The sequence below is a fragment of the Bremerella sp. JC817 genome, from assembly GCF_040718835.1.
In the GTDB taxonomy this organism is placed as follows: Bacteria; Planctomycetota; Planctomycetia; order Pirellulales; family Pirellulaceae; genus Bremerella.
The window spans coordinates 41954-65078 of the sequence record NZ_JBFEFG010000281.1 but is presented as its reverse complement, the minus strand read 5'-3'; the positions used below and the strand labels follow the sequence as shown (position 1 = coordinate 65078).

The window sequence follows — 23125 nt, the reverse complement described above, 5'->3', positions numbered from 1 at the left end:
CCCGAACGGAATTGGACATGGATTCTTTCAAAAAACCGGAATTCACATTAGTCGACTGATTTGGCCTAATAAGGTGAACTACTCGACCCCTAATTCCTGCTCCCACCACTTTAAGTATTCTTCGGGCGAGATCTCCGGCGCGAGCCCCCGCCGCTCCAGCACGTTGTCTGCCCAGCGTCGACTTGCCTCAAGGGTCTCTTTCAAACGAGGTTCTGGCAGCAGACCTTGGTCGCGTGTTTCCGCACGCCAGGCTTCGACTTCGGCTCGCAGCTGCTTCAGTTGCTTGGCATACGCTGGGTTGTCGGCGAGATTGTTGATTTCTTCTGGGTCTGCGTTTAAGTCGTACAGTTCTTCCGCTGGACGGGTCTCTTCCCAGAACAACGCCGGGGGGCCAGTCAATTCACCCCGCTGTTTCAAGACTCGGGCAACCGTCATACCCGGGTACTGCAGTTCCTTGTAACCGCTTCGCTGCGAGTAAGGGAGTTCCGGGAAGTCATTCACAATGTATTTGAACTGGTCGGTGCGTGCCGAACGAATTCGATCGACCGCGTCGCCGCAGCGGTCTCGGGCGCCGAAGATGATCTCTCGCCCGGCGAAGTCGTTCGCAAGAAGGTTCTGACCGTCCATCCATTCTGGCACCGTTAGACCAGCCGCCGCAACGGTCGCGGCCGAGACATCGAGCAAGCTGACCAGTTCCTGGCGAGTTTGCCCGGCGTGATGCTTGTTGGGCAAACGAACGATCAGAGGCGTGTGCAAACCACCTTCGTACAGCCACTGCTTGCCGCGGTAGTGCGGGCGTCCATGATCGCCGAAGAAGAAGACGATCGTGTTGTTGAGATCGCCTTCCTTTTCCAGTTTGGCCAGCACCTCGCCAACATGCTGGTCGAGCACTTCGATCGTGGCGAGGTATTCGGCCCAGTCAGCGCGAATGACCGGATGTTCTGGATAATATGAAGGAATCTTGACGTTGTCGGCGCGATGGATGTCGTCTGTCTTGACGAAGTCGCGATGCGGTTCGTGGATTTGAATCTGTGCGAAGAACGGCTGCCCTTTGGCTCGCTTCGACCAATCGGTCCCGTCAAACAGTTTGCCATCGTGGGTGAAGTTGTAGTCTTCTTTTCCAGGGCGTTTGAAGGTGGAGTTCGAGTTCGTGACGAAGTAGCCGGCGTCACGTAGAAGCTTGGTGATCGGCACGACAGGCGCCGGCAGCGGGCGTTTGACTTCGGTCCGATGCTGATGCGTACCGGTCCGGGTCTGATAGACGCCGGTGATAAATGCCGATCGGGACGACGAGCAAACTGGCGCGGTGGAAAAAGCCCGGCGGAAGAGTTGCCCTTCCGTTGCAATCCGATCGATCTGAGGCGTGCTGACACCCTCGTATCCGTAGCAGGCCAGTTCCGGTCCCAGATCGTCGGCGATGATCCAAACGATGTTCGGGCGGTCTTCGGCAATCGCTGGTTGGGCAGCGGCGAAAAGGACAACTACCACGGCAATGGCGCGCAGAGATTTCAGGAAGAGCAAAGGCATGACTGGGATCGAATTGCATGGGGCAGGGGATGGGGCAAGGAAACCTGACGTTTCCGGTTGCCCCTTATCCTACCATCGATTCCGGCCGATGTCGTGCTTTTACCGGCGAGGTGCTCGTGAGGTCGTATTGCCGTGGCGGTGAACGATCTCGGTGATCGATTGTTCCCGCAGGTAACCGAGCCATTCGAGGCGACCGTTGGCCATCGCTTCACCAGCGAGAACCCGATGTCCGAAGCCCTTTGCCTTCAAAGCAACTTCCGGAGCGGCACCCAGCACGCGGACACTGCCAGGCGTGTTGCGGCGAAGCTGTTCGAGGAAGGCCTGCGTCGATTCCGCTTGAATCTGTGACTGAACCTTCGATGGAGCCTTGTTGAATAGAGATACGCCTGGGGCGACGCTCAGTTTCCATGGCACGTTGCCCATCTGGCAAATGACGTGGCTCTTCAGCACGTCGAGCAAGCGAACATCGTCCGATTCGACCCGGACCACATGCTGTGGCAAGGGACGATAGCGGAAGTCGTTCGTTTCGCCATGAAGCTGCGACGGATCGTGCTGTTTCGAGAACATCTCGTTCCACCAGTAGCGATAGCTGGCAGCGGCTGTTTGAAGTTCGACCCGATCACGTTCGGTTGGCAGCAGTTCCAGCAATTGGGCCGGAAGGGCATCTCCCTTCGACGTTGTCGCTGGCAACGCGACCTGGGTCCAGTTGCGGAAGGCGGCGACGTAGTTCGGACCACCAGCCTTGGCACCAGGACCAACCGACGAGTTCTTCCAGCCACCAAACGGTTGGCGCTGGACAATTGCCCCCGTCGTGGTGCGATTGATGTAGCCATTGCCGACTTCGACTTTGCTTCGCCAGGTTTCGATTTCCGTCACGTCCAACGAATAGAGTCCACCAGTCAGGGCGAACTCGCTGTTGTTTTGGATCTGAATCGCGTCTTCGAAGGTATCGACAGGAATGATACCGAGCACTGGGCCGAAGCATTCGGTGCGGTGATACCAACTGCCAGGCTTCACGCCGAGACGAATGCCAGGGCTCCAGAGGCAAGGATTGCCCTCGAGCATCTGCGGCTCAAGCAGCCATTCTTCCCCTTCATCAAGCTGAGTTAGGCCGCGCTTCAGCTCGTCGTGTGGTGGTCGAATGATCGGCGTCACGTCGACCGAAAGATCCCACGCCGGAGCGACATGCAGACTGGCTGCCGCGTCCCGAAGCTGATTGCGGAACTGCGGGCTCTCGTAAACATCGCGCTGCACAATCGCCAGGCTCGTGGCCGAGCACTTCTGCCCCGCATGGCCGAACGCTCCTCGCACCAGGTCTTTCACGGCCAGATCGAGGTCAGCCGCTGACGAAATAATCATACTATTCTTGCCGCTCGTTTCGGCATAGAGTCGCAGTTCTGGACGCCACGACTGAAATAGCTGGGCCGTCGCATAGGCTCCGGTCAGCACAACCACCGCCACACGAGGATCGCTGAGCAGCGATTGACCGACAGGACCATCTTCGACCGGCAGAAACTGCAGCACGTCGCGAGGAACACCTGCTTCCCATAGTTGGCAAGCCAGATGCCATGCCGTCAGAACGGTTTCCGGAGCGGGCTTCAAAATGACACTGTTCCCGGCCATCAACGCGGCCAGGCAGCCACCCGCCGGGATGGCATAAGGGAAGTTCCAGGGCGGCGTCACGACCACTACGCCTACGGGAGTCGAAGTGGTTCCATCGTCCCAACCAGCCGTGGCGAGCGAGCGGCTGTAGTACTCGGCAAAGTCGATCGCTTCGCTGATTTCGGCATCGCTCTCGGTGACTGCTTTGCCGGCGTCGGCCATCATCACCCCAATCATGTCGCCACGCTGTTGGGCGGCCACGGCGGCGAAGTTGCGCAGGATCTCGGCACGTTTGACAGTGCCCAGCTGTTCCCATGTGGTCTGACTCTGCACGGCGGAGCTTAAGGCCGACTCGACATGCTCCAGAGATCCGTTGGCGTATTGATATAGCTTCAGTCCTGGGCGCGAAGGATCGTGCCCTTCCGAAACGATCTCAGTCGTTGCCTCCACGCCGGCGACTTGCAGCGGCACGATCCCGAAGGTCCTGTTCTTCCATTCGCTAACCAACTCGGCGATCCACTTGCGATTGGCTGGAATCGAGAAGTCGGTATTCGGAGCGTTGTCGAACGGTTGGTCTGCCTGCGTTGGTTGATGATCTTCCTCCGCGCGATTTTGGATACGATTTGGCTTCGCGTTCAATTGATCGGACTGAACCAAGCGGCAAGCATCGAGGAACAACTTGCTTTGCGTGTTCCACGCTTCCGAGCTGACTTCCAGGCCGAACAACGAGCCAAGGAAGCTACCTGGCTGGGTGTTCTCGTCAAAGCGACGGACCAGATACGCCACCGCCGAATCGAAGTCGGCGTCGTAACAAACGGGGGCGTAAACCAACAGGTCGCCGGTGCGATCGCGCATCTCGCGGGCCTGGGCGTTGGCCATTCCTTCGAGCATCTCGAACTCGACCCGCGCTGTCACCTCGCGCTGCTGGGCCATTCGCAGGGCGAAGGCGACATCGAACAAGTTGTGACTCGCCAGACCGATCCGCACAGCGGTCATGTTTTCCGGCCGGAAGGCGAACTCGACCATCCGCTTATAGTTGGCGTCGGTTTCAGTCTTGGTGTGATAAGGAGCTTGTGGCCAGCCGTTCAGTGAAGCTTCGACCTGTTCCATCGCCAGGTTCGCCCCTTTGACCAGGCGAATTTTGATCTCGGCGCCACCGTTAGCAACGCGATCTTTGGCCCACTGGGTCAGCGACTGTAAGACTTCAAACGAGTCTGGCAGGTAGGCCTGAAGCACGATGCCGGCTGGCAGTCGGGCGAACTCTGGTTCGTCGAGCACAGCGCGGAAGACGTCGACCGTCAGATAGAGGTCGCGGTATTCTTCCATATCAAGATTGATGAATCGCGGATTTTCTCGATCGGCCAGTGCGGCACGATACAGAATACGAAGGCGATCCTTGATCTCTTTCAGTGTCGCTTCGTAGCCGATCAAGCTGATATGGGCGGCGACCGACGAGAGCTTCACCGAGACGTAGCGAATCGAAGGGTCTTCCAGACGCTTGAGGTACGATTCCAACCGGCGTTCTGCTTCCTGCGCACCCAGAACCGCTTCGCCCAACTGGTTTAAGTTGATGCGGATGCCATCCTTCTTGCGCTGTTGCAGATAGTTGGCGAACGAGTTTGGCTCGGCCGAGATGATCACGTGCGACGAATCAGTCTGGATTCGTTTACGGATCAGTGGCATTACAATGCCGGGTGCAACCAGGGCCGCCCAGACGCCTAGCTGCAGCAGGATGCGATCCATCGGGCTGAAGTACTTCGGCAGGCCATGCTGCTGCACGAGTGCCTTGAGCTGGTGAGCCGAGCGCCGCGGGTTCTTGATCCGCAGCACCTGGTCCGCCATGGCGACGGTCAGTTCTTTGCCTTCGTGATCTTCAATCAGACCAGCGACCTTGGCGAGGTTGGCGCGGTCCTCCGCGGTTTCGCGAGCCTTGGATGCCTGAAGGATCTCGGCGGCGAGTTGAACAGCCTCGCGAGCAAGCTGATCAAGATCGAAACCATTCAACGTTTGTTCGGGATGCATTACTGTCGACACGAGTAACAACTGCGAGTGAGCCTGGGAAGAAATCCATTTCCTAGATTCTAGAAAGAAGGGCTCTGCGCAGTATTGAACATTTTGAATGTCATCGACGCCCGTTTCCGCCAAAAAACGAAACGGAGAAAAGGCTCCAATTTCCCTAACCCGGCTTCTGGTGGGACTTTCGGTACGCCAATGGCGTTTGGTTTGCCGCTGCGCCAAAGTGCCGCGTGAAGGCACTCTGGTCGCTAAAACCACAGGCTAAAGCGATCTCTGACAAGGACTGTTCGGTCGAGGTCAGCAGTTGCGTCGCCAGGTCGAGGCGGACCTTCATCACGAACTTCTTTGTCGAAAGCCGAAACACACGTCGCATCCGTCGATCGAGCTGCGTTGTGGAAAGGCCGACTTGCTCGGCCAGCTCTTCCGTTTTGAGCGGTTCCGAAATATGCGTTCGGATGTAATCGACGGTTACCCGCAGGTCGGCCAGCTCCAAATCGCTGTCGTTGGGGTGCTTCAGGTCCTGCGATACCCCGACCAGGCCGGTGGTCTCGCCATCGTCGGTCAGGATGGGGAACTTATTCGAGAGATACCAGCCGAGCGTTCCGTCGACGTTCGAGATCAATTCGAGTTGGTCACGTAGCGGCTGACCAGTGCGGAGGACTTCGCGATCCTGGTCGTCGTAGACCTTGGCAAGTTCGGCCGGGAAATAGTCGGACGCAGTCTTCCCGATCAGTTCGTCCGGGTCCGAGACACCCAGGCGTTCGGCGAACGCATGATTCACGAAGGTATAACGTCCTGCGGTATCCTTCACGCAATAGACGACGTCACCCAGGCAATCAAATAGTTGATCGACCAGGCCATCTTGGAACTCGCGATTCATCGGCATCCAGCTTCAATTCGAGAGGGCACAGTTTTCGAATCGTCTATTGTTATCGCGTGGATCCATTTTCTACCAGCACCGCTCTAGCGAACTACGTGCTGGCAGTTTCGCTCTCGGAAGGGGGGAAGTCGTAAACGGTGAGCCCTGCGAGGTCTTTCGGGGCAGGACCGAAGACGTAGCTAGCGACGTAGCCAACCACGAAGCAAACGGTCAAACCGGCAACGGGAAAGACAAAGCTGTTGAAGCTGGAGAATTTCCACAAGCAGACCATGGCCGCCGCACCGACGATCGCCCCGGCCAAGGCTCCCGCCTGATTGGTGCGGCGGGTGAATGCTCCGAGCAGGAAGAGGCCGCCCAGAATTCCCATGAAGATCCCGACAATCAAGATGAACGAGTCGAATAGAGATCGAATCGCCGGATCAACAAACAGCAACCCGAGCATCGTGCCGATCGCACCGACCAGAAAGGTGCATGCCCGGGCAGCGTTCAGATAAGCTCGTTCCGATTGGCAGAAGTTATTGGGACGAAGGAAGTCGACAATGATGGTCGTCGCCGACGAGTTCATACTGGTCGAGATCGTCGACTGGGCCGCGGCGAAAACGCCTGCCACGATCAAACCGGCCAGACCAATCGGAATTTCCCGAGCAATGAATAGCGGAAAGATCTGATCGGTTGTGATCAGTGCGTCGAGTCGTTCCGGATTGCTGTGATAGAACGCATAGAGCGCCGTCCCGATTCCAAAGAACAGCAGCGTCGCCGGTATGGTCAATACGGCACTGATCCAGATTGATCGGGCGGCGAGCTTTTCGGTCGGGGTCGTCACGTAACGCTGCACGACTGCTTGATCGGCAGTATATGAAGAGATGTTCTGGGCGACCGCCCCCAAGACAATCACCCAGAAGGCGACCTGGGCCGTGCCGACTTCGAGATTCCAGTTAGCCAGGTTGAACTTGTCGGCCGATTGCGAGATATCCCAGAACCCTGCTATCCCGCCGTCGACGCCGGCAATCAGCAACGCAATCGCCAGGATCGCCCCGCCCAGCAGCACAAAGGTTTGGATGGTATCGGTCCAGATGACTGCTTCAATGCCACCCATCGTGCAGTAGGCGATGCTGAGGACACCCATCAGCAAGACTGACTGCACCGGCGAAAGAGGCGTCGCCACGGCCAACGCCAACGCGGTAAGCGACATCACAATCGCCATGCGAAATAAATGAAACGACACGAAGCTGGTACTGGCCAGAATTCGCGTGCCATAACCGAAACGCTTATGGAGGTATTCGTAAGCACTGGTCGCGTCGATTCGGCGATAGAAGGGGAGGGCAACATAAACGGCCAAAATCGCGACGATCGGAATCGTGAAGTTGCCCAGCGCGTAGACCCAATCTTGGGCAAACGCCTTGGAGGGCAATCCGGTAAAAGTCAGCGAGCTGAGCATCGTGGCGAAGATGCTGCATCCAGCCGCCCACCATGGGATTTGCTTCCCGCCACGAAAGTAGTCGTCGGTGTTCTTGTTCTTCTGCGTGAAGTACACCCCAACCCCGACCATCGCCAGCAAGTAACCAAACAGCACGATGTAGTTGACCACGCCGAAGCTTTTGCCTGTGGTGTGTGGCGTGATCTTCCAGATATGGGGCGACCGAACACGGGGACGGACTTCGCCACTGGGCAAGATGATCGAATCACCCCAGGGAACAGCAATGGTCGTAACCAGGTTCTCCGGCGTTTCCCCCAAGCGGTTCCAGGTATCGGTGATGGCATGGTAAGCGAACGCCTCGCGCGGGAAGCCTGGGTGATCGTCCTTCAGCTGGTCAACGCGATCCCAGTTGCTCTCGTCGGCACTGCCCAGCACGAAGATATGGCTCTGCCCGACGGCGGCTGCTTCGCCCGCCATCATCACGCGGGGAGCATCTGTGCGCTGCTTCCAGACGTTGGTGCGAGGATTATATTGCCAGACATCTTGAAGGAACTCGACCTGGCCGGCTTCTTCGCGCCGGCCACCAATCACGTAGAGCGACGCGTCGAAGCCATCGTGCTGGGCGGCCACCAGGTTGAAGGCCCGGGTTGGACCAGGCAGCGCGGGCAGCTCGTTCCACTTCCAGACTTTCGGCTGGCCAGACTGAGTAAGGTCGAGCGACCACAGCTTGTTCGTCGCGCTGGAAAGCCCAGTCTCTGACTGCCCACATGCTACGTAGACCTTATCGCCAAGTCGTGAAGCCTGACCATAAGCCATTGGCTGTGGGAGGGGAGCAACCTCGGTAGTCGAAAGCTTGTCGTTCGACCAACTCAGGAAGTAGCAGTCTGCATAAACGGACTCCGCATCCGACCCACCGATGCACAATACGCCTTGCGCTGTCGAGACCGCGGCGCCATAAGCGATCGGACGAGGAAGCTTGCCGGCGTTATGCCATTGGTAGGCATCTTCTGTCCGCGAAAGAACGTAGACGTCGTCGACCCACTGCTTGGCCGATTCCCAGACCGGTCGCGGAAAATTCGCTCCGCCGCCGACAATCAAGCAGTCGTTGTGAACGCCTGCCATTGGCCCTGCCACACCCAAATCGCTCGGCAGGGCTGGGAGCTCTTCCCACTGAAGTTGCGTTTCTGCCTGGCAAACGTAAGGGCATAATAATAGAAGCAGGCCAGCAGCAAGCTCTAGCCAGGGTGGGCGTCGGTGGGGCATCGAAGGCTTTCTTGGCGTGACGAGTGGGGTAATCCAAGAGGGGAAGCGAAGGGTGCCAAACCATACTGGCAAACTACCGAGAAAAACTCAATCGGCCGAATATATTTCTGTCTGCGCGAGCGCATGAAAAAGGCCCTCTCGCTCGGGCAAAAGGGCCTTCAGGGTCGTCGGCAGAAAGATAAATTACTGGTAATCCCACTTCATGATCCAAGGATCATCCAGCTCTTTCTGCTTGGCTTTCAGCTTCGCTTTGTACTGCTCGAGCACTTCGGCATAGGCTGGATCGTTGGCCAGGTTCAGCGATTCGTGCGGGTCGGTTTCCATGTTGAAGAGCTCGAATTCCGGGCGATGAATGTACTCGCCAACGGTTCGCGTACCGTATGGTGCGTCTTCTCCTTTTTGGTATTGAGCCTGCCAACTGGAAGCAGCCCACAGGTCCGAAGCGAAGGGATAGTCGAGCTTGTGCGCGATGTTCCAGATCAACTTGAATCGCTTATCGCGATAGACTCGCATGGGGTAATACATCTGGATTTCGTGGAAGGTATGCGACGCGAAAATCGAATCGTGCGTCGTTGCTTCTGGATCGCCCAGCAGCGGAATCCACGAGCGGCCGTGGTACTCGTTGAACTTGTTGCCACCGCTACGGTTTTCCTGCAACGCTTCACCGCGTTGCTTCCAGAACGCATTCGCGTTAATCGGGTTCTTAGGACGGTGGGCTTCTCGATCAAGGGCACCGGCAAAGTCGAGTAGCGATGGAGTGATGTCGACGTGGCTGATCATCGCTTCGGTTTTGATGCCGCGATTCTTTTCGTACGGGTTACGCACCACGAAAGGAACCCGCAAGCCTCCTTCGTAAACGGTGGTCTTACCGCCGGAGAACGCCATGCCATGGTCTGCGGTGAAAACGATCATCGTCTTATCGTACAGACCATTCTCTTTCAGAATCTCGACCAATCGTCCTAGGCCCTGGTCGATACGCGAGACCGATTGGTAATATTGCGCCAGTTCTTCGCGTGTGTCTGGCGTGTCAGGAAGGAATTCGGGGATCGGCACTTCGGCAGGATCGTAGAACACTTCATCGACGCCAGGGTAAGCCTTCTTGTTCGGCTTGTTCCCAAACAGGTTTGGCTTCAGTTCCAGCGTCGAAGTCTTGTCGACGCCTCCGCCACGATGTGGATCGCTGGTGGCGAAGTAAAGGAAGAATGGTTGTTCGCTATTCTCCGTGATGAACTCGCGGCAGTTTTCCGCCATCTCGACCGTCGAACGTTCGTTGGCTGGAATGGTTTTCTCGAAATGAAAGACCGCTTCCGGGGCGACGTGATATTTGCCACAGCGCGCCGTGCGATATCCGGCGTCGGCCATCAAACGGGGAAGGGCCAGGCTCACCACGTCGTGGTACGACGAGAACTTGTGGAAGTGATGTGTGTGCCCATACTGCCCATTCATGTGATTGTGCAGACCGGTCATCACCACCGAGCGACTGGCGCTGCAACTGGCCGTGGTGGCGAACGCGTTAAGGAACACGGTTCCGTCGGCGGCCAGCTTGTCGATGTTCGGTGTCTTGGCGACCGGATCGCCATAGCAGCCGAGCGTGGGGCTCTCATCGTCGGTGATGAAGAAGATAACATTGCGATCAGGCCGCTTGGCATCTTCCGCGCCCAGACAGGCAGCCGTAGGAAGAAAAACCAACATCAACAAAAAGAGATGTCGCGCAAGCGATTGGGGCGTGCGATTCAAGGAGCACCTCGTCGAATAGAGCGTTCAGGGCAGGGGGATTTGAGGAAAGCACGTCCATCTTAACCCAAATAACCACCCATTGCAGTGGTGATTTGGGTAAAAACTCCGCACCTGAATTGCCGAACGTGACTAGACGAACCGGGCCGGCGAATAGGGGAGAGGATCGATATGCGGCGAAACATGCGTCACCAGCTCGGCGACCAGTTTGCCGGTCGCCGTGGCCATGCTCAGCCCCAGCATGTTATGCCCGGTTGCCAGAAATGCATTCTCGAGACGCGGTGTGCGGCCGATGATCGGCAGGCTGTCCCAGGTCATCGGTCGCCAGCCATACCAGGTTTGCTGGGTTTCGTTCGTGGAAGGGGATCGCAAGTAGGGCTCGGCGGACGAACGAAGCTGCGCGATCCGGTTTTCCGGAATCGATTCGTCATATCCACAAAACTCCATCATCGATCCAAGGCGATAGCCCCCGTCGAACGGCGAGACGCCTACCTTGTGCTCTGGTAGAAGCATCGGATAACGTGGGCAAGGATCGGGACGTGACATCGTGACCGAATAGCCCTTGCCAGGCTCGATCGGAATCCGGCACTCTAAGACTCTGCCAAGCCGCGTGCTCCAGGCACCGGTCGCAATCACAAAACGATCCGCCTCGAGCTCGCCGTGTGATGTATGGAGGCGAACGATTCGCCCGCCTGCTTTCTCGATATGCTTCAGTTCGCAGTTTTCGAGGAACGTCACGCCGCGCTGTTTCAAGAGTTCCGCCCACTGCGAATTGAGCAAGTCAGGTCGAACCGAAGCGTCTCCTTCATAATGAAACGCTCCGGCAAGATTATCTTTCAGGGCGGGCTCGAAGTTGGCAAGTTCACTGCCATCAATCCGCCGCGCCGAGACTCCGAAGTGATCGGTCAGCATCCGGTCAGTTTCGGCGAATGCGCGCATCCCCTTGGCCGTTTGCAGGACGTAAAGCAGTCCGGTCTCTTTCCATTCGCACTCGATTGGCTCGCTCTTGAGCAATTCGCGATACTCGCTCATGGCGGAGTCCAGGATCGCTTTCAAGGCCACGCCAGCGGTCAGCATCTGACGATGATTGCAGCGCCGAGCGAACTGCCACATCCAGTTCCACATCGCAGGGCTGAAGCGAGGTTTGACTCGGAACGGAGCGTTCGGCTGAAACAGCGACTTGAACGCCGTGCCGAGGGCTTCGGGCTCAGTCAAGGGAAGAACGTGGCTAGGGCAGATGTAGCCGCAATTGCCATGGGAACACGCGCCGGCGATGGTCGAACGATCGATCACCGTCACCTTCAAGCCCTGTTTGCTGAGGTAATGCGCACAGGCGATACCTACGATGCCAGAGCCAACAATCAGCACATGTTCAGGACGCGATGCCGAAATCATCGAGCGTGTTCCCAGGTTGCAAAGTGATAGAGAATCGAACTTAAGCCTTCGAGCCTGGCCACGAATCCCACCACTTGCGGAACAGTTCCCACTGGGCCTTCAGGTATTCACGCTGGCTGCTGCTCAGCTTGTCGCTCTCGTTGAAGTGATGCTCGTACTCTGGGTTACCTTCCAGCACCATCAGGTACTTGTAGTGCAGCACCAGGTCGGGGCCTTCGTCGAAGGTCGACAACACGGTCAACGCTTCGTTCAGTTCCCAAGCCAGGCGACGCGACTCGGCACAGCCGGCGGCACCTTTCTCGCACAAGTCGATCAGCCGCAGAATTTCTTTTGGCAACGCATTGCCCACGCCGGTGATCGCACCCTTGGCGTTGCAGCGGAGGAAGCCGTGGTAAACCTGGGTATCGACGCCAACCATCAGGACCAGGTCGGGATTGGTGCCGGTGATGTGTTCCGCGGCATAGGTCAGCGAGGTCGCCCCGCCGAATTCTTTGAAGCCGACCAGATTCGAGAACTCGTTCCGTAGCTCGAAGAACAAGTCGGCCTTGGTTTCAAAGCCGTAATAAGGGCTGTTGTAGATCACCGACGGCAGTTCGTTGCCCGCCGACAGGATCGCCGAGAAGTGATTCTTCTGGGCAATCTTCGAGGTGCCTCGCGACAAGACGCGGGGGATTACCATCAGGCCGGCAGCACCCACACTTTGAGCATGAGCGGCATGGGCGGCGGCCAGCTTTGGGTTTTGGGCTCCGGTTCCAACGACCACCGGCACACCAGCTTCGCACAAGAGACGAACCCCCTCCTGCCGTTGTTCGTCGGTCAGCAGAGGCCAATCCCCCATCGAACCGCAATAGACGACCGCGGTCATGCCGACTTCGATCAGTTCTTTCCCTTTCGCGACCAGGGCCTCGAAATTAGGCGTACCATCGGCATGGCAGGGGGTCATCAAGGCTGGAATACAGCCACGAAACACGTCAGATTTGTCGGTCACGCCACTTCTCTGCTGAGGGAGGACAAAGTGAGTTTGTTCAAGGTTCCTTGATCATAGCCACATTTGACCTGGAATGTCTTGACAAAGGCGTCAATCGCGACTTGAATTTGCGCATAGTTCCGAAAGAGAATTCCATGGCACAAATCGAAGATATCCTGACGCAGCTCGACCAGCCCTTCACCGGCGAGATGTTGTTTGACCACCTACCAGACATCGTATTTTTCATCAAAAACACGATGGGGCAGTACCTGGTGGTCAACAATACGTTGGTCCAGCGATGCGGTGTCAAAGCGAAATCGGATCTGCTGGGCAAGACGCCTGGCGAAGTCCTGCGTCCTCCACTTGCGCAAAGTTTTGAAGACCAGGACCGGAAAGTTCTGGCAACAGGCCAACCGCTGATTGGTCAGCTCGAACTTCACTTCTACGCTTCGCGCGACGTGGGGTGGTGCCTTACCAGCAAATTACCACTTCGCAACAAGGCAGCCGAAGTCGTAGGGCTGGTGGGGGTGTCGCAAGACTTGCGATTGCCTGATCTGGCGACCGATGAATACCAGCATGTGATCAACGCGATCAACTACGCGGAAGCCAACCTCGAGAACCCACCCAGCGTGGCCCAGTTGGCCGAGATTGCCGAAATGTCGCCTTACCAGTTGGATCGTCGTATGCGGCGGGTCTTCGGACTGACGACCGGACAGTGGCTGTTGAAACTTCGGATCGACCTGGCGCAGCGTCGGCTACGGATGACCGAAGATTCGATTTCGAGCATTGCCATGGAAGCAGGCTACGCCGACCAGAGTGCGTTTACCCGGCAGTTTCGAAGAGCGACCGGCATGTCGCCGCGCGACTATCGAAGTGCCCGTCGCGCGACGTAATGAACCGAGGCGGTCGAAGTTATTTCAAACCGGTCGCGGTGATCGACGACTTGCCAAGCCCAGACTGGTTGCCTGCCTTCATCAAGTGCGAAGGGATGTTCACCCCTTCAAACCAACTCGGACGCGGCTTAATCAGCTTCAGCACGGCTTGCTGGGTCGATTCCCCTTCTTCCGATTGGAAGCGGCTCGGGGCACCGACCTGGTAGTTGTTGCGGTAGAGCACCGACTGATTCTCTTTGACTTCCACCGAATGATTCCAGGGTCGGAACTTCACCTTTTCGGTCGGGCCGGAAGGTCGGCCACCCATGAAGGGAGGAGGAATCATGCCAGGACCGAAGCGGTTTTTCTGGGTGACGTACTCTTCTTCCTTTTCTTCGCCTTGCTGGATCGAGAATTCCATCACGATCGAAGATGAGTCGTCACGCGTCCAGCCTGCTTTGGTGATACATGCCGCGATCGCCTCCTGGAGCTTCTGCTGCTCTTCCGCCGAGATCGAATCGGTCTTGGTGACCACGCGAACTTTGCTGCCAGGCGTCATTGCGAAAACCGATTTCGGATCGATCCCTTCACCCGATTGAATGGCCGTCTTGTGGGGCAGCGTGTTGATCGCCATAACGGTGCCGTCGCGTTCATCGAACAAAGAGAAAAGAACGTTATCGTACAGCACCTTGGCCATCGCCCAGTTATCGTACTTCCAGTAAGGAATTCCAAGGTTCACGTCGTAGAGGACCTCGCCCACCTTTACGTAGTCTCCCACCCATTCGACAGCGAAATGCGAGCCGCTGTCGGCAGGAATTGTTTTGATGACCGAGCCATCTTCCATGCTGCAAATTACGAGGTTATTCCACTGCTTCGCTGCCAGGCGTTTACCATCGGCCGAGACGCCAAGGTGCGAGATATCTTCGCCCACATTGATCACGCCAGCGACCTCAAAGGTGTTGGTATCGACAACGGCGATGTTGTTTTTCATCGGCACGATCATCAGTTCGCCGGCCGGGGTGGACTTGACGTTCGTCGATTGCAGTTCGCCCTGAACGAGGGCTCGCACGGCGTTTGGATTCGAGATATCCCAGACGGTAAGCTTCTTCTTCTGATCGATGACCACAATACGATCGTTCGGCAGGAAGTTAGCCTGTTGAATTTCGGCCCAGTCGCCACCACCGGCAGTGAACTGAACCACCGGAATCACGGTGGTCCCTTCCACTTTGAAGATGCCCAGTTCGTTCCCTTTGTCGAAGCCCTTTATTTCCACGGCCGCGATCATCTTGCCATTGGGGGCAACGCACAGCATCTTCCAGGCCTGCGGGAAGTCGGTCACGGGCGATGTCTGGCCTGACTTGGGATCAACCAAAGCGAAGCGTCCATAGTTCTCGTCGGCGCGGCGTCCTTCCTCGTAGACATTCAAGAAGATTGTCGGCGAACGACCCGCCGCCGCGGCGACCATCTTGCCACGGCGTGGCTTCAGAAACGAAATCGGCAAAACCGAGTCTTGGGACTCTACCTTTGGCAGTGCGATCGGAGGCTTTACCGACCAGAAGGCCCGGCCTGCGGTGATGTTCAAAGGACGCGCGCCGGCGGTCGCCGCGCTGACTTTTGGCAAATTACCATTCGCCGCAGGGGGCTGTGTTGCTGTGGCAGGCATCGCGGCGGCTGGTTTGCCACCAGAGAACGGGTTGGACGGGGCACCCCCGGCGAAAGGATTCGAGGGATCGTTCTGGGCGGCTTCGGCTTTTAAAAAGTCGGCGATGAACTTCTGATCGTTCGCGCTCAGCTTATTCAGCGGCACCGTGACGACGAGACCGTCCGATTTCAATATTTGGACTTCGTTTTCGGTCGCCAGCTTCAGACTGCCACCAATCTGAAACTTGCCAGAGTCGTCGCTCCAGGTTCGGCTTTCAGCGAACTTAACGAGCGCCCCCGTTGGTTCGCCAGCAAACGTCGGCAGCGGAATGGCACAAAGGAAGAGAGATGCAAGCCAAAAGCGTTGCCCGCGGAGCGCTCGAGGATGAAACATGAGAAACAATTACCAGTTACCTGAGGGATGATGAAAGCATGGCCTGGCAACCAGCCGATGGAGTTTCTGCTTGATTGCCAATAATCGCCCCAAGTAGACACCGCCAAGTGGCATGGTGCAACCATGTTTAGGGGGCTGAGGGGATCGAGGGATGGCGAGCCTAGAGAAATGTTGCCATAAATGTAAGAAATCGACCTGCGACTGTCGATTCAGTCGTCTGCGTTTCACCCAATGGAGGTAAATTGGGGTTGTAGGAGAGAAAATCTTTACCGAATCATCGCTTGCAAAAAGTGGACGAAGCGTCCAAAATAGTCCCTGATGAACCCACTAAGCCGTAAACAGCGTGAGATCCTGGAGCGTGAAGCCCAAATTCTGTCGGTTGCACGAGAAATGTTGCAGCGCGATGGGTACCTCGGTTTAAGCATGGATCGCATTGCCGAAGCCGTCGAATACGGCAAAGGAACCGTTTACCGTCACTTCCCCAACAAAGAGGACATCATCCTCGCACTGGCGGTCGAGACTCAGAAGAAGCGAACCGCTTTGTTTCAAAGAGCGTCGCTGTTCAAGGGCAAGTCCCGCGAACGGCTGACAGCCATCGCAGTGGCGTGCGAGTTGTTCGTACGTCTTTATCCGAGTCATTTCCATGTTGAACAAGTGGTTCGGCTCTCGTCGATTTGGGAAAAGACCTCGGAGAAACGTCAGAATATCATGCATACCTGCGAACAGGCCTGCATGGGAATCGTGGCGGGAATCGTCCGCGATGCGATCGCTCAAGGCGACGTGACCCTTCCGGGTGAAATGACACCGGAAGATATGGTCTTCGGAATGTGGGCGATCAACTTCGGATCGTTCACACTGATGTCGACCAGCAATTCACTGAGCGAGATTGGGATCGTCAATCCACCTTTGGCAATTCGAAATTGCCTGAATCACATGCTCGATGGTTTCGGATGGCAAGCGTTGTCCACCGACCACGACTACGAAGCAGTCTTTCATAAGGCCCTTACGGAGACCTTTGCCGATGAATATCAGCAGCTCCTCGTCCAGTCGTGAGTCCTTTTTTGCACGAAAGTGGACGAAGCGTCAACTTTGGACCCTGCGTTTCTTCGGAGTCGTCGGTGTCGCCGTCCTCGCGGCGCTGATGACTTGGAAGTTCACTTCTGCCGAGTCGGTTCCGTTACCTCCACCCACAGCGGAACCGACTCCGGTTGAAGTGTTCGCGGCCAAGTCGCAGCCAACCTATGCTGCGCGGCGAACCTACACCGGTGTCTTGGTCGCGGCACGAACCAGCGAACTTTCGTTCGAGCTGGCTGGCAAAGTCATTCGCCTGACGGTCGACGAAGGGGATACCGTCAAGCAAGGTCAAACACTGGCCACGCTCGACGATCGCCATTTAGCGGCGCGGATCCGCAAGACCGAGGCGCAGCGGGACCAGCAAGCGGCCATTCTGCGGGAACTGATCGCCGGCCCGCGTCGCGAAGTGATCGAGGCGGCCGAAGCCGAAGTGCGTCAACTCTCGGCAGAACTGAAACTGCAAGAGGCCAACCGAGGTCGTCGCGAGCAACTGATCAAGCGGAGTGCCATTTCGCAAGAGACCCTGGAAGATGCCATCTACGGAACGCAAGCGGCCCAGGGAAGATTTCAGGCCGCCGAAAGCCGGCTGGAGGAACTACGTGAAGGAACACGTCCGGAGCAAATCGAAGCTCAGAAGGCGGTCGTTGCCGGATTGGAAGCAGACCTGGCCGACTTGATGCACGAGAAAGAAGATACGCAACTCGTGGCGCCATTTTCTGGCAAGATTGCTCGTCGTTCGATCGACGAAGGAACGGTCGTCAGCCCTGGCCAGTCGGTCTTTCGGCTGGTCGAGCATGAACCGCTCGAGGCCTGGTTCGGCTTGCCTCCCGAAACGGCCGCGTCGCTGGAAGTCGGTCAGCAGCATCCGATCGTCGTGGATGGGCAAACGCAAGTCGCCTCGGTTAGCGGCATCATCCCGGAACTCGATTCGACGACTCGTACTCAGACGGTCGTGTTTACCCTCAGCCCGGAAGCTTCGCGAAAATGGGTGCCTGCCCAGGTCGCTCGTCTGGAAATCGGTACGACCCGCCAGGCCACCGGTTTCTGGGTTCCCAATGCATCGCTCTTGCAAGGATCGCGTGGGCTTTGGTCGCTGTATGTGGTCGAGGCGGATAGCACCATTGGCCGCCGCGAAGTTGAAGTGATCTACAGCGATAGCCAGCGGAGCTTCGTCCGCGGAACGATCGTCGATGGCGATCAAATCGTTGCCTCGGGAATCAATCGTTTGGTTCCTGGCGTTCAGGTTCATACCCAACCACTTTCCGAATAAATCGGCTCGAAGGCACCTGCGATGTTCGACGCATTCTATCGCGACAAGCGACTCTTGATGCTAAGTATCGCCGTCATCATTGTGGCGGGGTTGTCCTCTTATTTCGTGTTGCCGCGGCTGGAAGACCCGACGCTGACACCACGCTTTGCCATCGTCACTACGCTGTTCCCTGGGGCCCGTGGCGATCGCGTGGAAGTGCTGGTCACCGACCGCATGGAAGAAGAGCTGCAAGAGGTCGAAGAGATCAAAGAAATTCGCTCGACCAGCCGAGCCGGTGCTTCGGTGATGGTGGTCGAGCTGCGCGACGACGTCTACGAGGTGGGAGAAATCTGGTCGCGGATCCGCGATAAGATCGACGACGCTCAGGCCGAATTCCCCGACGGAGTCGGCGAGCCTGACATCGAACTTATCACGACAAAAGCATACGCTTCGATCCTGGCACTGAAGTGGACCCAGGACGAAAAGCCAAGCTATGCCATCTTGCTTCGTCTGGCCGAGCAGTTGGAAGATCGTCTGCGCAGTGTACCAGGCACCGAAGATGTCGAGATGTTTGGCGATCCGCAAGAAGAGATCGCCGTGGAAGTTCAACCGGCACAGCTTGCCAGTATTGGATTGACCGCTGCCGACGTCGCCCAGCAGCTATCGGCGAGTGACGCGAAGCTTTCCGCTGGTCTGATTCGTTCCCGAGAGTCCGATTTTCTGATGGAAGTCGACAGCGAACTCGATTCGATCGACCGTATCTCGGCCACACCGATTCGCTACGGAACTGATGGCAAGTTCGTCCGACTCGGAGATATCGCTGAAGTCCATAAAGGAATCGTGCAGCCTCCGCGGAGCATGGCGATTATCGACGATCGCATGGCGGTCACCATTGGGACGCTGGTCCGTAGTGATTATCGCCTTGATCTGTGGAATGCTTCGGCTCAGGAGTCGATCTCTGAATTTGAATCGCAACTGCCACGCGGCGTCGAACTGGAGCGTTTGTTCGAGCAAAGCCCTTACGTCGAAGCTCGGCTCAACAATCTGCTATGGAACCTGGCGATCGGTGGGGCGGCGGTTGTCGCGGTGATCTTCTTCTTGATGGGCTGGCGAAGCTCGATCGTGGTCGGGGCCGCTTTGCCGTTGTCGGCGTTCATGGTATTGGCCGGCATGCGGATGCTGGAAATTCCGATGCATCAGATGTCGATCACTGGGTTGATTATCGCCCTGGGGCTGCTGATCGACAATGCGATCGTGATGGTCGACGAAGTGAAGGTCCGCATGGAAGAAGGGGACTCGGCTGGCCACTCGGTCGCGGCGGCGACACGCCATCTGGCGATTCCGCTTTTCGGCAGCACTCTAACCACGGGGCTAGCCTTCGCGCCGATCGCGTTGATGCCTGGCCCAGCCGGCGAGTTCGTCGGTTCGATCGCCATCAGTGTGATGCTGGCGATCACCAGTTCGTTCCTGTTGGCCATGACGGTGACACCTGCCTTGGCGGCGTTGTTTGCCGACCCAGATCATCGCCCGGGCGAGCATTGGTGGCGTGGTGGCTTTCAAAGTCCGAAGCTAGCGCTGGCATGGCAGAACGTGGTCGACTTCCTACTGGCTCGACCGATCCTCAGCATCGCAATTTCGATTGTGTTGCCGATCGTTGGTTTCGTGCAGGCAAGGCATCTGCCAGAGCAGTTCTTTCCACCGGCCGATCGCAATCAGTTTCAGATTGAGTTGGAATTGCCGCCGCAAGCGTCGATCTTCCATACCGAAGCGACCGCGCGGAAGGTGAGCGAGATTGCCAAACGCCATCCGGAAGTGACCGGGATCGACTGGATCCTGGGCGAGAGCGTACCTTCGTTCTATTACAACATTGTGCGTCGTCGCGAAAACAACGCACCCTATGGCCAGGCAATCGTTGAACTGAAGTCGGCCGAAGGGACGGCGGACGTGATCAATCAACTTCAAGTGGAGTTTGATCGCGAAGTCCCTGAGGCTCGCATTCTGGCCCGGCAGCTCGAACAGGGGCCTCCTTTCGATGCCCCTGTTGAGCTCCGGATCTTTGGTCCCGATTTGAACGTGCTGCGTTCGCTTGGTGAACAAGTCCGCGCCGAACTGGCCCAGATTCCGGAAGTCACCCACACGCGGAGCGACTTGGGGGACGACTTGCCGAAGTTTGCCTTGGTGCTAGACGAAGAGAAGGTTCGGCTGACCGGGCTGAATCGCATGCAGATCGCACAACAGCTGGCCGCTTCGACCGAAGGGGCATTGGGTGGCACCGTGCTCGAAGAGACCGAAGAACTTCCGGTGCGAGTGCGTCTGCCAGAGTCGCAGCGGGCCGAACTTTCCGATATCGCTTCGCTCGACCTGGTGACGTCGCAAGCAGGAAGCGATCGCCGGCTGGCAACGATTCCGTTCTCGGCGATTGGATCGTTGGAGTTGAAGCCTGAGATCTCTGCGGTCACGCGGCTGAACAACTTGCGAATGAACGAAGTAAAAGCGTACGTCAAAGCAGGCGTGTTACCTTCGGTGGTGATCAGCAAGCTGGACGAACGGATGAAAGCGGCAGGATTCGAGTTCCCAGTGGGTTACAAAATGAAGCTCGGTGGTGAAGCGGACGGTCGCGATCAGGCGGTCGGCAACTTGATGTCGAGCGTCGGCGTGCTGATGGTGCTGATGGTAGCGACGCTGGTGCTTTCGTTCAGTTCGTTCCGTGCGGCAATCTTGATTGGCGCGGTCGGATTCTTTTCCGTTGGTTTGGGGCTGATCGCACTGTGGCTGTTTGGTTTCCCATTCGGCTTTATGGCGATCGTTGGAACGATGGGCTTGATCGGTGTGGCGATTAACGACTCGATCGTTGTGTTGGCCGCGCTTCGCGAAGATGAGAAGGCCCGCGTCGGTGATCCGGTTGCGGTGCGTGATGTGGTAATGCGAGGAACCCGCCACGTGATCGCCACGACGGCAACCACCGTGGTCGGATTCTTACCGCTGGTTCTGGCCGGGGGAGGCTTCTGGCCACCACTGGCAATTTCGATCGCTGGCGGCGTGATCGGAGCCACGATGCTTGCGTTGACCTTTGTGCCAACAATGCACATGGTGATGGTGAACCCTGCTGTGTTGCGGATTCGCTGGCCAAGCAAGCGTTCCCGCGAACGGTCGCCAGAGCCAGAGTCAGGCGACCACTTGCAGGAAGAAGGCTTGCCGCTCTATTCGTGAGCGGCAGCCGTCTGCTTCGAGATCGTCATCTGATCGAACAGACGGTTCTCGAGGTCGTATGCTTGAAACTCAAGCTTCGTATCGTTGATGCGAACCATCGAGTAATGGTGCCCGCGGCGAACCGTGTTCATGAAGAACGGACGGATCGGCCCGGGCGTTTCCAGCGGACCGCCACCGCCACCGGTGATCATGTAAATTGGAGCACCTTCTTTCACCGCCCGATTTTCGCGGATCGGCCAGGTACGTTCGTACGAATGAATGTGCCCGTTCCAAACGATGTCGACGTGGTACTTCTCGTACAGCGGCACTAACTGACGGGCATTCTGATCGCCACGCGTTCCCTTGTTTGTCTTCCACAAATTGCCGTAGTCGTTTTCGTCGGACGAATAAGGCGGGTGGTGATGGCAAACAAACTTCCAGGTTGCATCCGATTCGGAAAGATGCTTTTCGAGCCATTGGTACTGCTCGGAATCGGGATCCAGGTTGCGATTGGAGTCGATCATGAAGAAATGGGCATTGCCAAATCGAAACTGGTAGAAGTATTCCGGCTTCGGCAAGGAAACGTAGTCGTAGAAGTGTTGAGCATTCCGTTCGTGGTTGCCCAGCACCGGAAAGAACGGAACGTGGCGAATCAGCGGGTTCATGCTCGGAAAGAAATGCTGCGTCCAATGCGAATCGCGCGGACCAACTTCCACCAGATCGCCTGGGTGAAGCAGGAAGCTGGGACGCTGACCCCAGGCAAACTGAGCCAGCTTGCCACTCACGGCCGGGTTGCCTTGCGTGTCACTGATCACCGCAAACGCGAACGGCGTGTCGCGGTTCACGGCCGTCTGAAAGGTGGCCGGCGTGCTGACCAACGGTTCGGCGTCAGGCTTCAAGCGTGATTCGGTGCGATAGAAGTACTGCGTCTCCGGCTCGAGCCCCTCGATCGTGATCTCATGAATCTCTTTCCCTTCCGGAATGTCGATGCGATTCGGACATTCGGCCGACTCGCCAAAGTACAGCGTGCCGAGAGCCCTGCGATTGGTTCGCCACATGACCGTCATGCTGTTCTGCGTACCGAACTGCAGGTAAGGCTCGATCACAAAGTCGAGCGGATCGTTCGACTCCATCGCAGGAAGTGCTGCGAGACTGGCATTGTGTTCGAAGTCGTGGTCGACCCACTCTTTCTTCGCGGCGAGATCGTACAGCACGATTTCGCGGAGTCGTCCTTTGAGCGATTGGAACTCATCACTATCGCGATAGGCACCAAGCATGTACGGCGTCTTGGCAGGGTACTGAATCGACCCCGATTGTTCTTTGCTTTCCGCCTCGAGCTTGCCGTTGATGTACAACTGCATCGTCTCGCCGTCGTAGACCGCCACCACGTGATATAACTTGCCTGCTTCGTAAGGTGTCTTTCCTTTCAGGTAGGTCAGACGGCCAGTGCCTTCTTTCCCACGCAGGGCGAAGGTAAAAGTTTTCTCGTCGTAGCCGACCAGCCAGCCTGATTCCTGCGAACCGTTGTCTTCAATCGCGCCGATCAGTCCACCCCATTGTTCCGGCTGCGAGATCGACACGACGGTGGAGACCGTCAATGCTTCGGTCGGCAGGTACTTGCTGGCCTCGTTGTGGTCTTCAGCAATGATGACTGCCGACTGATTGCCGCTTAAGAAGAGGGTCTCATCGTGTTTTTCGCCGAGCATCTCGAACTTGCCAATGAGCACACCGGTCGGGCCGCGCCGTGGAAGGATCTTGGTCTGATCGCCTTGCTGCGAAATCGCATCGGAATCGAACCGCCACCGCGCCAGCGGATCGGGTCCTTCGTGGGCGAAAGCGGTTGTCGCAAGTAGTGTAAGTAGTCCCAGGATCGGGAGAACGGTAGTTTTCATCGAGTTGCCTCTT

General features: G+C 57.2%; 13 protein-coding genes. 4 read left to right on the top strand and 9 right to left on the bottom strand.

What is annotated here, in order from left to right:
* Window positions 1-78: 78 nt before the first annotated feature.
* The 7 genes from AB1L30_RS23425 to AB1L30_RS23395 all read right to left on the bottom strand — a co-directional run bounded on the left by AB1L30_RS23425 (window position 79) and on the right by AB1L30_RS23395 (window position 12822).
* Window positions 79-1527, bottom strand: a complete 1449-nt coding sequence (locus AB1L30_RS23425) for a sulfatase (protein WP_367016555.1) — start codon at window positions 1525-1527, stop codon at window positions 79-81.
* Window positions 1528-1626: 99 nt separating this feature from the next.
* A complete protein-coding gene (locus tag AB1L30_RS23420) occupies window positions 1627-5151 on the bottom strand; it encodes a bifunctional proline dehydrogenase/L-glutamate gamma-semialdehyde dehydrogenase (RefSeq protein ID WP_367016553.1) in 3525 nt (1174 codons plus the stop codon).
* Window positions 5152-5305: 154 nt separating this feature from the next.
* Window positions 5306-6025 carry an AraC family transcriptional regulator gene (locus tag AB1L30_RS23415; protein WP_367016551.1) on the bottom strand — a complete coding sequence of 240 codons (720 nt, stop codon included), beginning with the start codon at window positions 6023-6025 and terminating at the stop codon, window positions 5306-5308.
* A 91-nt stretch (window positions 6026-6116) separates the two neighbouring features.
* On the bottom strand, window positions 6117-8705 hold the full coding sequence (locus tag AB1L30_RS23410) for a sodium/solute symporter (RefSeq protein WP_367016549.1): 2589 nt from the start codon (window positions 8703-8705) through the stop codon (window positions 6117-6119).
* A 183-nt stretch (window positions 8706-8888) separates the two neighbouring features.
* A complete protein-coding gene (locus tag AB1L30_RS23405) occupies window positions 8889-10397 on the bottom strand; it encodes a sulfatase (RefSeq protein ID WP_367017873.1) in 1509 nt (502 codons plus the stop codon).
* Window positions 10398-10571: 174 nt separating this feature from the next.
* Window positions 10572-11834 carry an FAD-dependent oxidoreductase gene (locus AB1L30_RS23400; protein WP_367016547.1) on the bottom strand — a complete coding sequence of 421 codons (1263 nt, stop codon included), beginning with the start codon at window positions 11832-11834 and terminating at the stop codon, window positions 10572-10574.
* A 40-nt stretch (window positions 11835-11874) separates the two neighbouring features.
* Complete coding sequence (locus AB1L30_RS23395; RefSeq protein ID WP_367016545.1) at window positions 11875-12822, bottom strand: dihydrodipicolinate synthase family protein; 948 nt, start codon at window positions 12820-12822, stop codon at window positions 11875-11877.
* 134 nt (window positions 12823-12956) lie between these two features.
* Between AB1L30_RS23395 and AB1L30_RS23390 the strand changes: the two genes are divergently transcribed.
* The gene (locus tag AB1L30_RS23390) at window positions 12957-13694 is read left to right on the top strand and encodes an AraC family transcriptional regulator (RefSeq protein WP_367016543.1); all 738 of its coding nucleotides are present in this window, start codon (window positions 12957-12959) and stop codon (window positions 13692-13694) included.
* A 19-nt stretch (window positions 13695-13713) separates the two neighbouring features.
* On the opposite strand, the gene AB1L30_RS23385 is transcribed toward AB1L30_RS23390, so the two are convergent.
* Complete coding sequence (locus tag AB1L30_RS23385) at window positions 13714-15708, bottom strand: SHD1 domain-containing protein (RefSeq protein ID WP_367016541.1); 1995 nt, start codon at window positions 15706-15708, stop codon at window positions 13714-13716.
* 318 nt (window positions 15709-16026) lie between these two features.
* Here AB1L30_RS23385 and AB1L30_RS23380 point away from each other — a divergent pair, with 318 nt between their 5' ends.
* Genes AB1L30_RS23380 through AB1L30_RS23370 form a run of 3 tightly spaced genes read left to right on the top strand, consistent with a single transcriptional unit; the run spans window position 16027 to window position 21241 of the window.
* Window positions 16027-16761 (top strand): TetR/AcrR family transcriptional regulator, encoded by a 735-nt coding sequence (locus AB1L30_RS23380; protein WP_367016539.1) that lies wholly within the window; start codon window positions 16027-16029, stop codon window positions 16759-16761.
* Window positions 16730-18052 carry an efflux RND transporter periplasmic adaptor subunit gene (locus AB1L30_RS23375; RefSeq protein ID WP_367016538.1) on the top strand — a complete coding sequence of 441 codons (1323 nt, stop codon included), beginning with the start codon at window positions 16730-16732 and terminating at the stop codon, window positions 18050-18052. Before AB1L30_RS23380 ends, AB1L30_RS23375 begins: the two co-directional genes overlap by 32 nt.
* Before the next feature lie 21 nt (window positions 18053-18073).
* On the top strand, window positions 18074-21241 hold the full coding sequence (locus AB1L30_RS23370) for an efflux RND transporter permease subunit (protein ID WP_367016536.1): 3168 nt from the start codon (window positions 18074-18076) through the stop codon (window positions 21239-21241).
* Here the strand turns inward: AB1L30_RS23370 and AB1L30_RS23365 are convergent.
* Window positions 21232-23112: a LamG-like jellyroll fold domain-containing protein gene (locus tag AB1L30_RS23365; RefSeq protein ID WP_367016534.1), complete on the bottom strand. Its 1881-nt coding sequence runs from the start codon at window positions 23110-23112 to the stop codon at window positions 21232-21234. The genes AB1L30_RS23370 and AB1L30_RS23365 overlap by 10 nt on opposite strands.
* Window positions 23113-23125: the final 13 nt, after the last annotated feature.

What these genes read in the sequence shown, in the direction of transcription:
- AB1L30_RS23385 (WP_367016541.1), bottom strand. Translation starts at nt 15,708, where the DNA reads ATGTTTCATCCTCGAGCGCTCCGCGGGCAACGCTTTTGGCTTGCATCT.
- AB1L30_RS23415 (WP_367016551.1), bottom strand. Translation starts at nt 6,025, where the DNA reads ATGAATCGCGAGTTCCAAGATGGCCTGGTCGATCAACTATTTGATTGC.
- AB1L30_RS23390 (WP_367016543.1), top strand. Translation starts at nt 12,957, where the DNA reads ATGGCACAAATCGAAGATATCCTGACGCAGCTCGACCAGCCCTTCACC.
- AB1L30_RS23420 (WP_367016553.1), bottom strand. Translation starts at nt 5,151, where the DNA reads ATGCATCCCGAACAAACGTTGAATGGTTTCGATCTTGATCAGCTTGCT.
- AB1L30_RS23425 (WP_367016555.1), bottom strand. Translation starts at nt 1,527, where the DNA reads ATGCCTTTGCTCTTCCTGAAATCTCTGCGCGCCATTGCCGTGGTAGTT.
- AB1L30_RS23365 (WP_367016534.1), bottom strand. Translation starts at nt 23,112, where the DNA reads ATGAAAACTACCGTTCTCCCGATCCTGGGACTACTTACACTACTTGCG.
- AB1L30_RS23410 (WP_367016549.1), bottom strand. Translation starts at nt 8,705, where the DNA reads ATGCCCCACCGACGCCCACCCTGGCTAGAGCTTGCTGCTGGCCTGCTT.
- AB1L30_RS23400 (WP_367016547.1), bottom strand. Translation starts at nt 11,834, where the DNA reads ATGATTTCGGCATCGCGTCCTGAACATGTGCTGATTGTTGGCTCTGGC.
- AB1L30_RS23370 (WP_367016536.1), top strand. Translation starts at nt 18,074, where the DNA reads ATGTTCGACGCATTCTATCGCGACAAGCGACTCTTGATGCTAAGTATC.
- AB1L30_RS23375 (WP_367016538.1), top strand. Translation starts at nt 16,730, where the DNA reads ATGAATATCAGCAGCTCCTCGTCCAGTCGTGAGTCCTTTTTTGCACGA.
- AB1L30_RS23380 (WP_367016539.1), top strand. Translation starts at nt 16,027, where the DNA reads ATGAACCCACTAAGCCGTAAACAGCGTGAGATCCTGGAGCGTGAAGCC.
- AB1L30_RS23405 (WP_367017873.1), bottom strand. Translation starts at nt 10,397, where the DNA reads ATGTTGGTTTTTCTTCCTACGGCTGCCTGTCTGGGCGCGGAAGATGCC.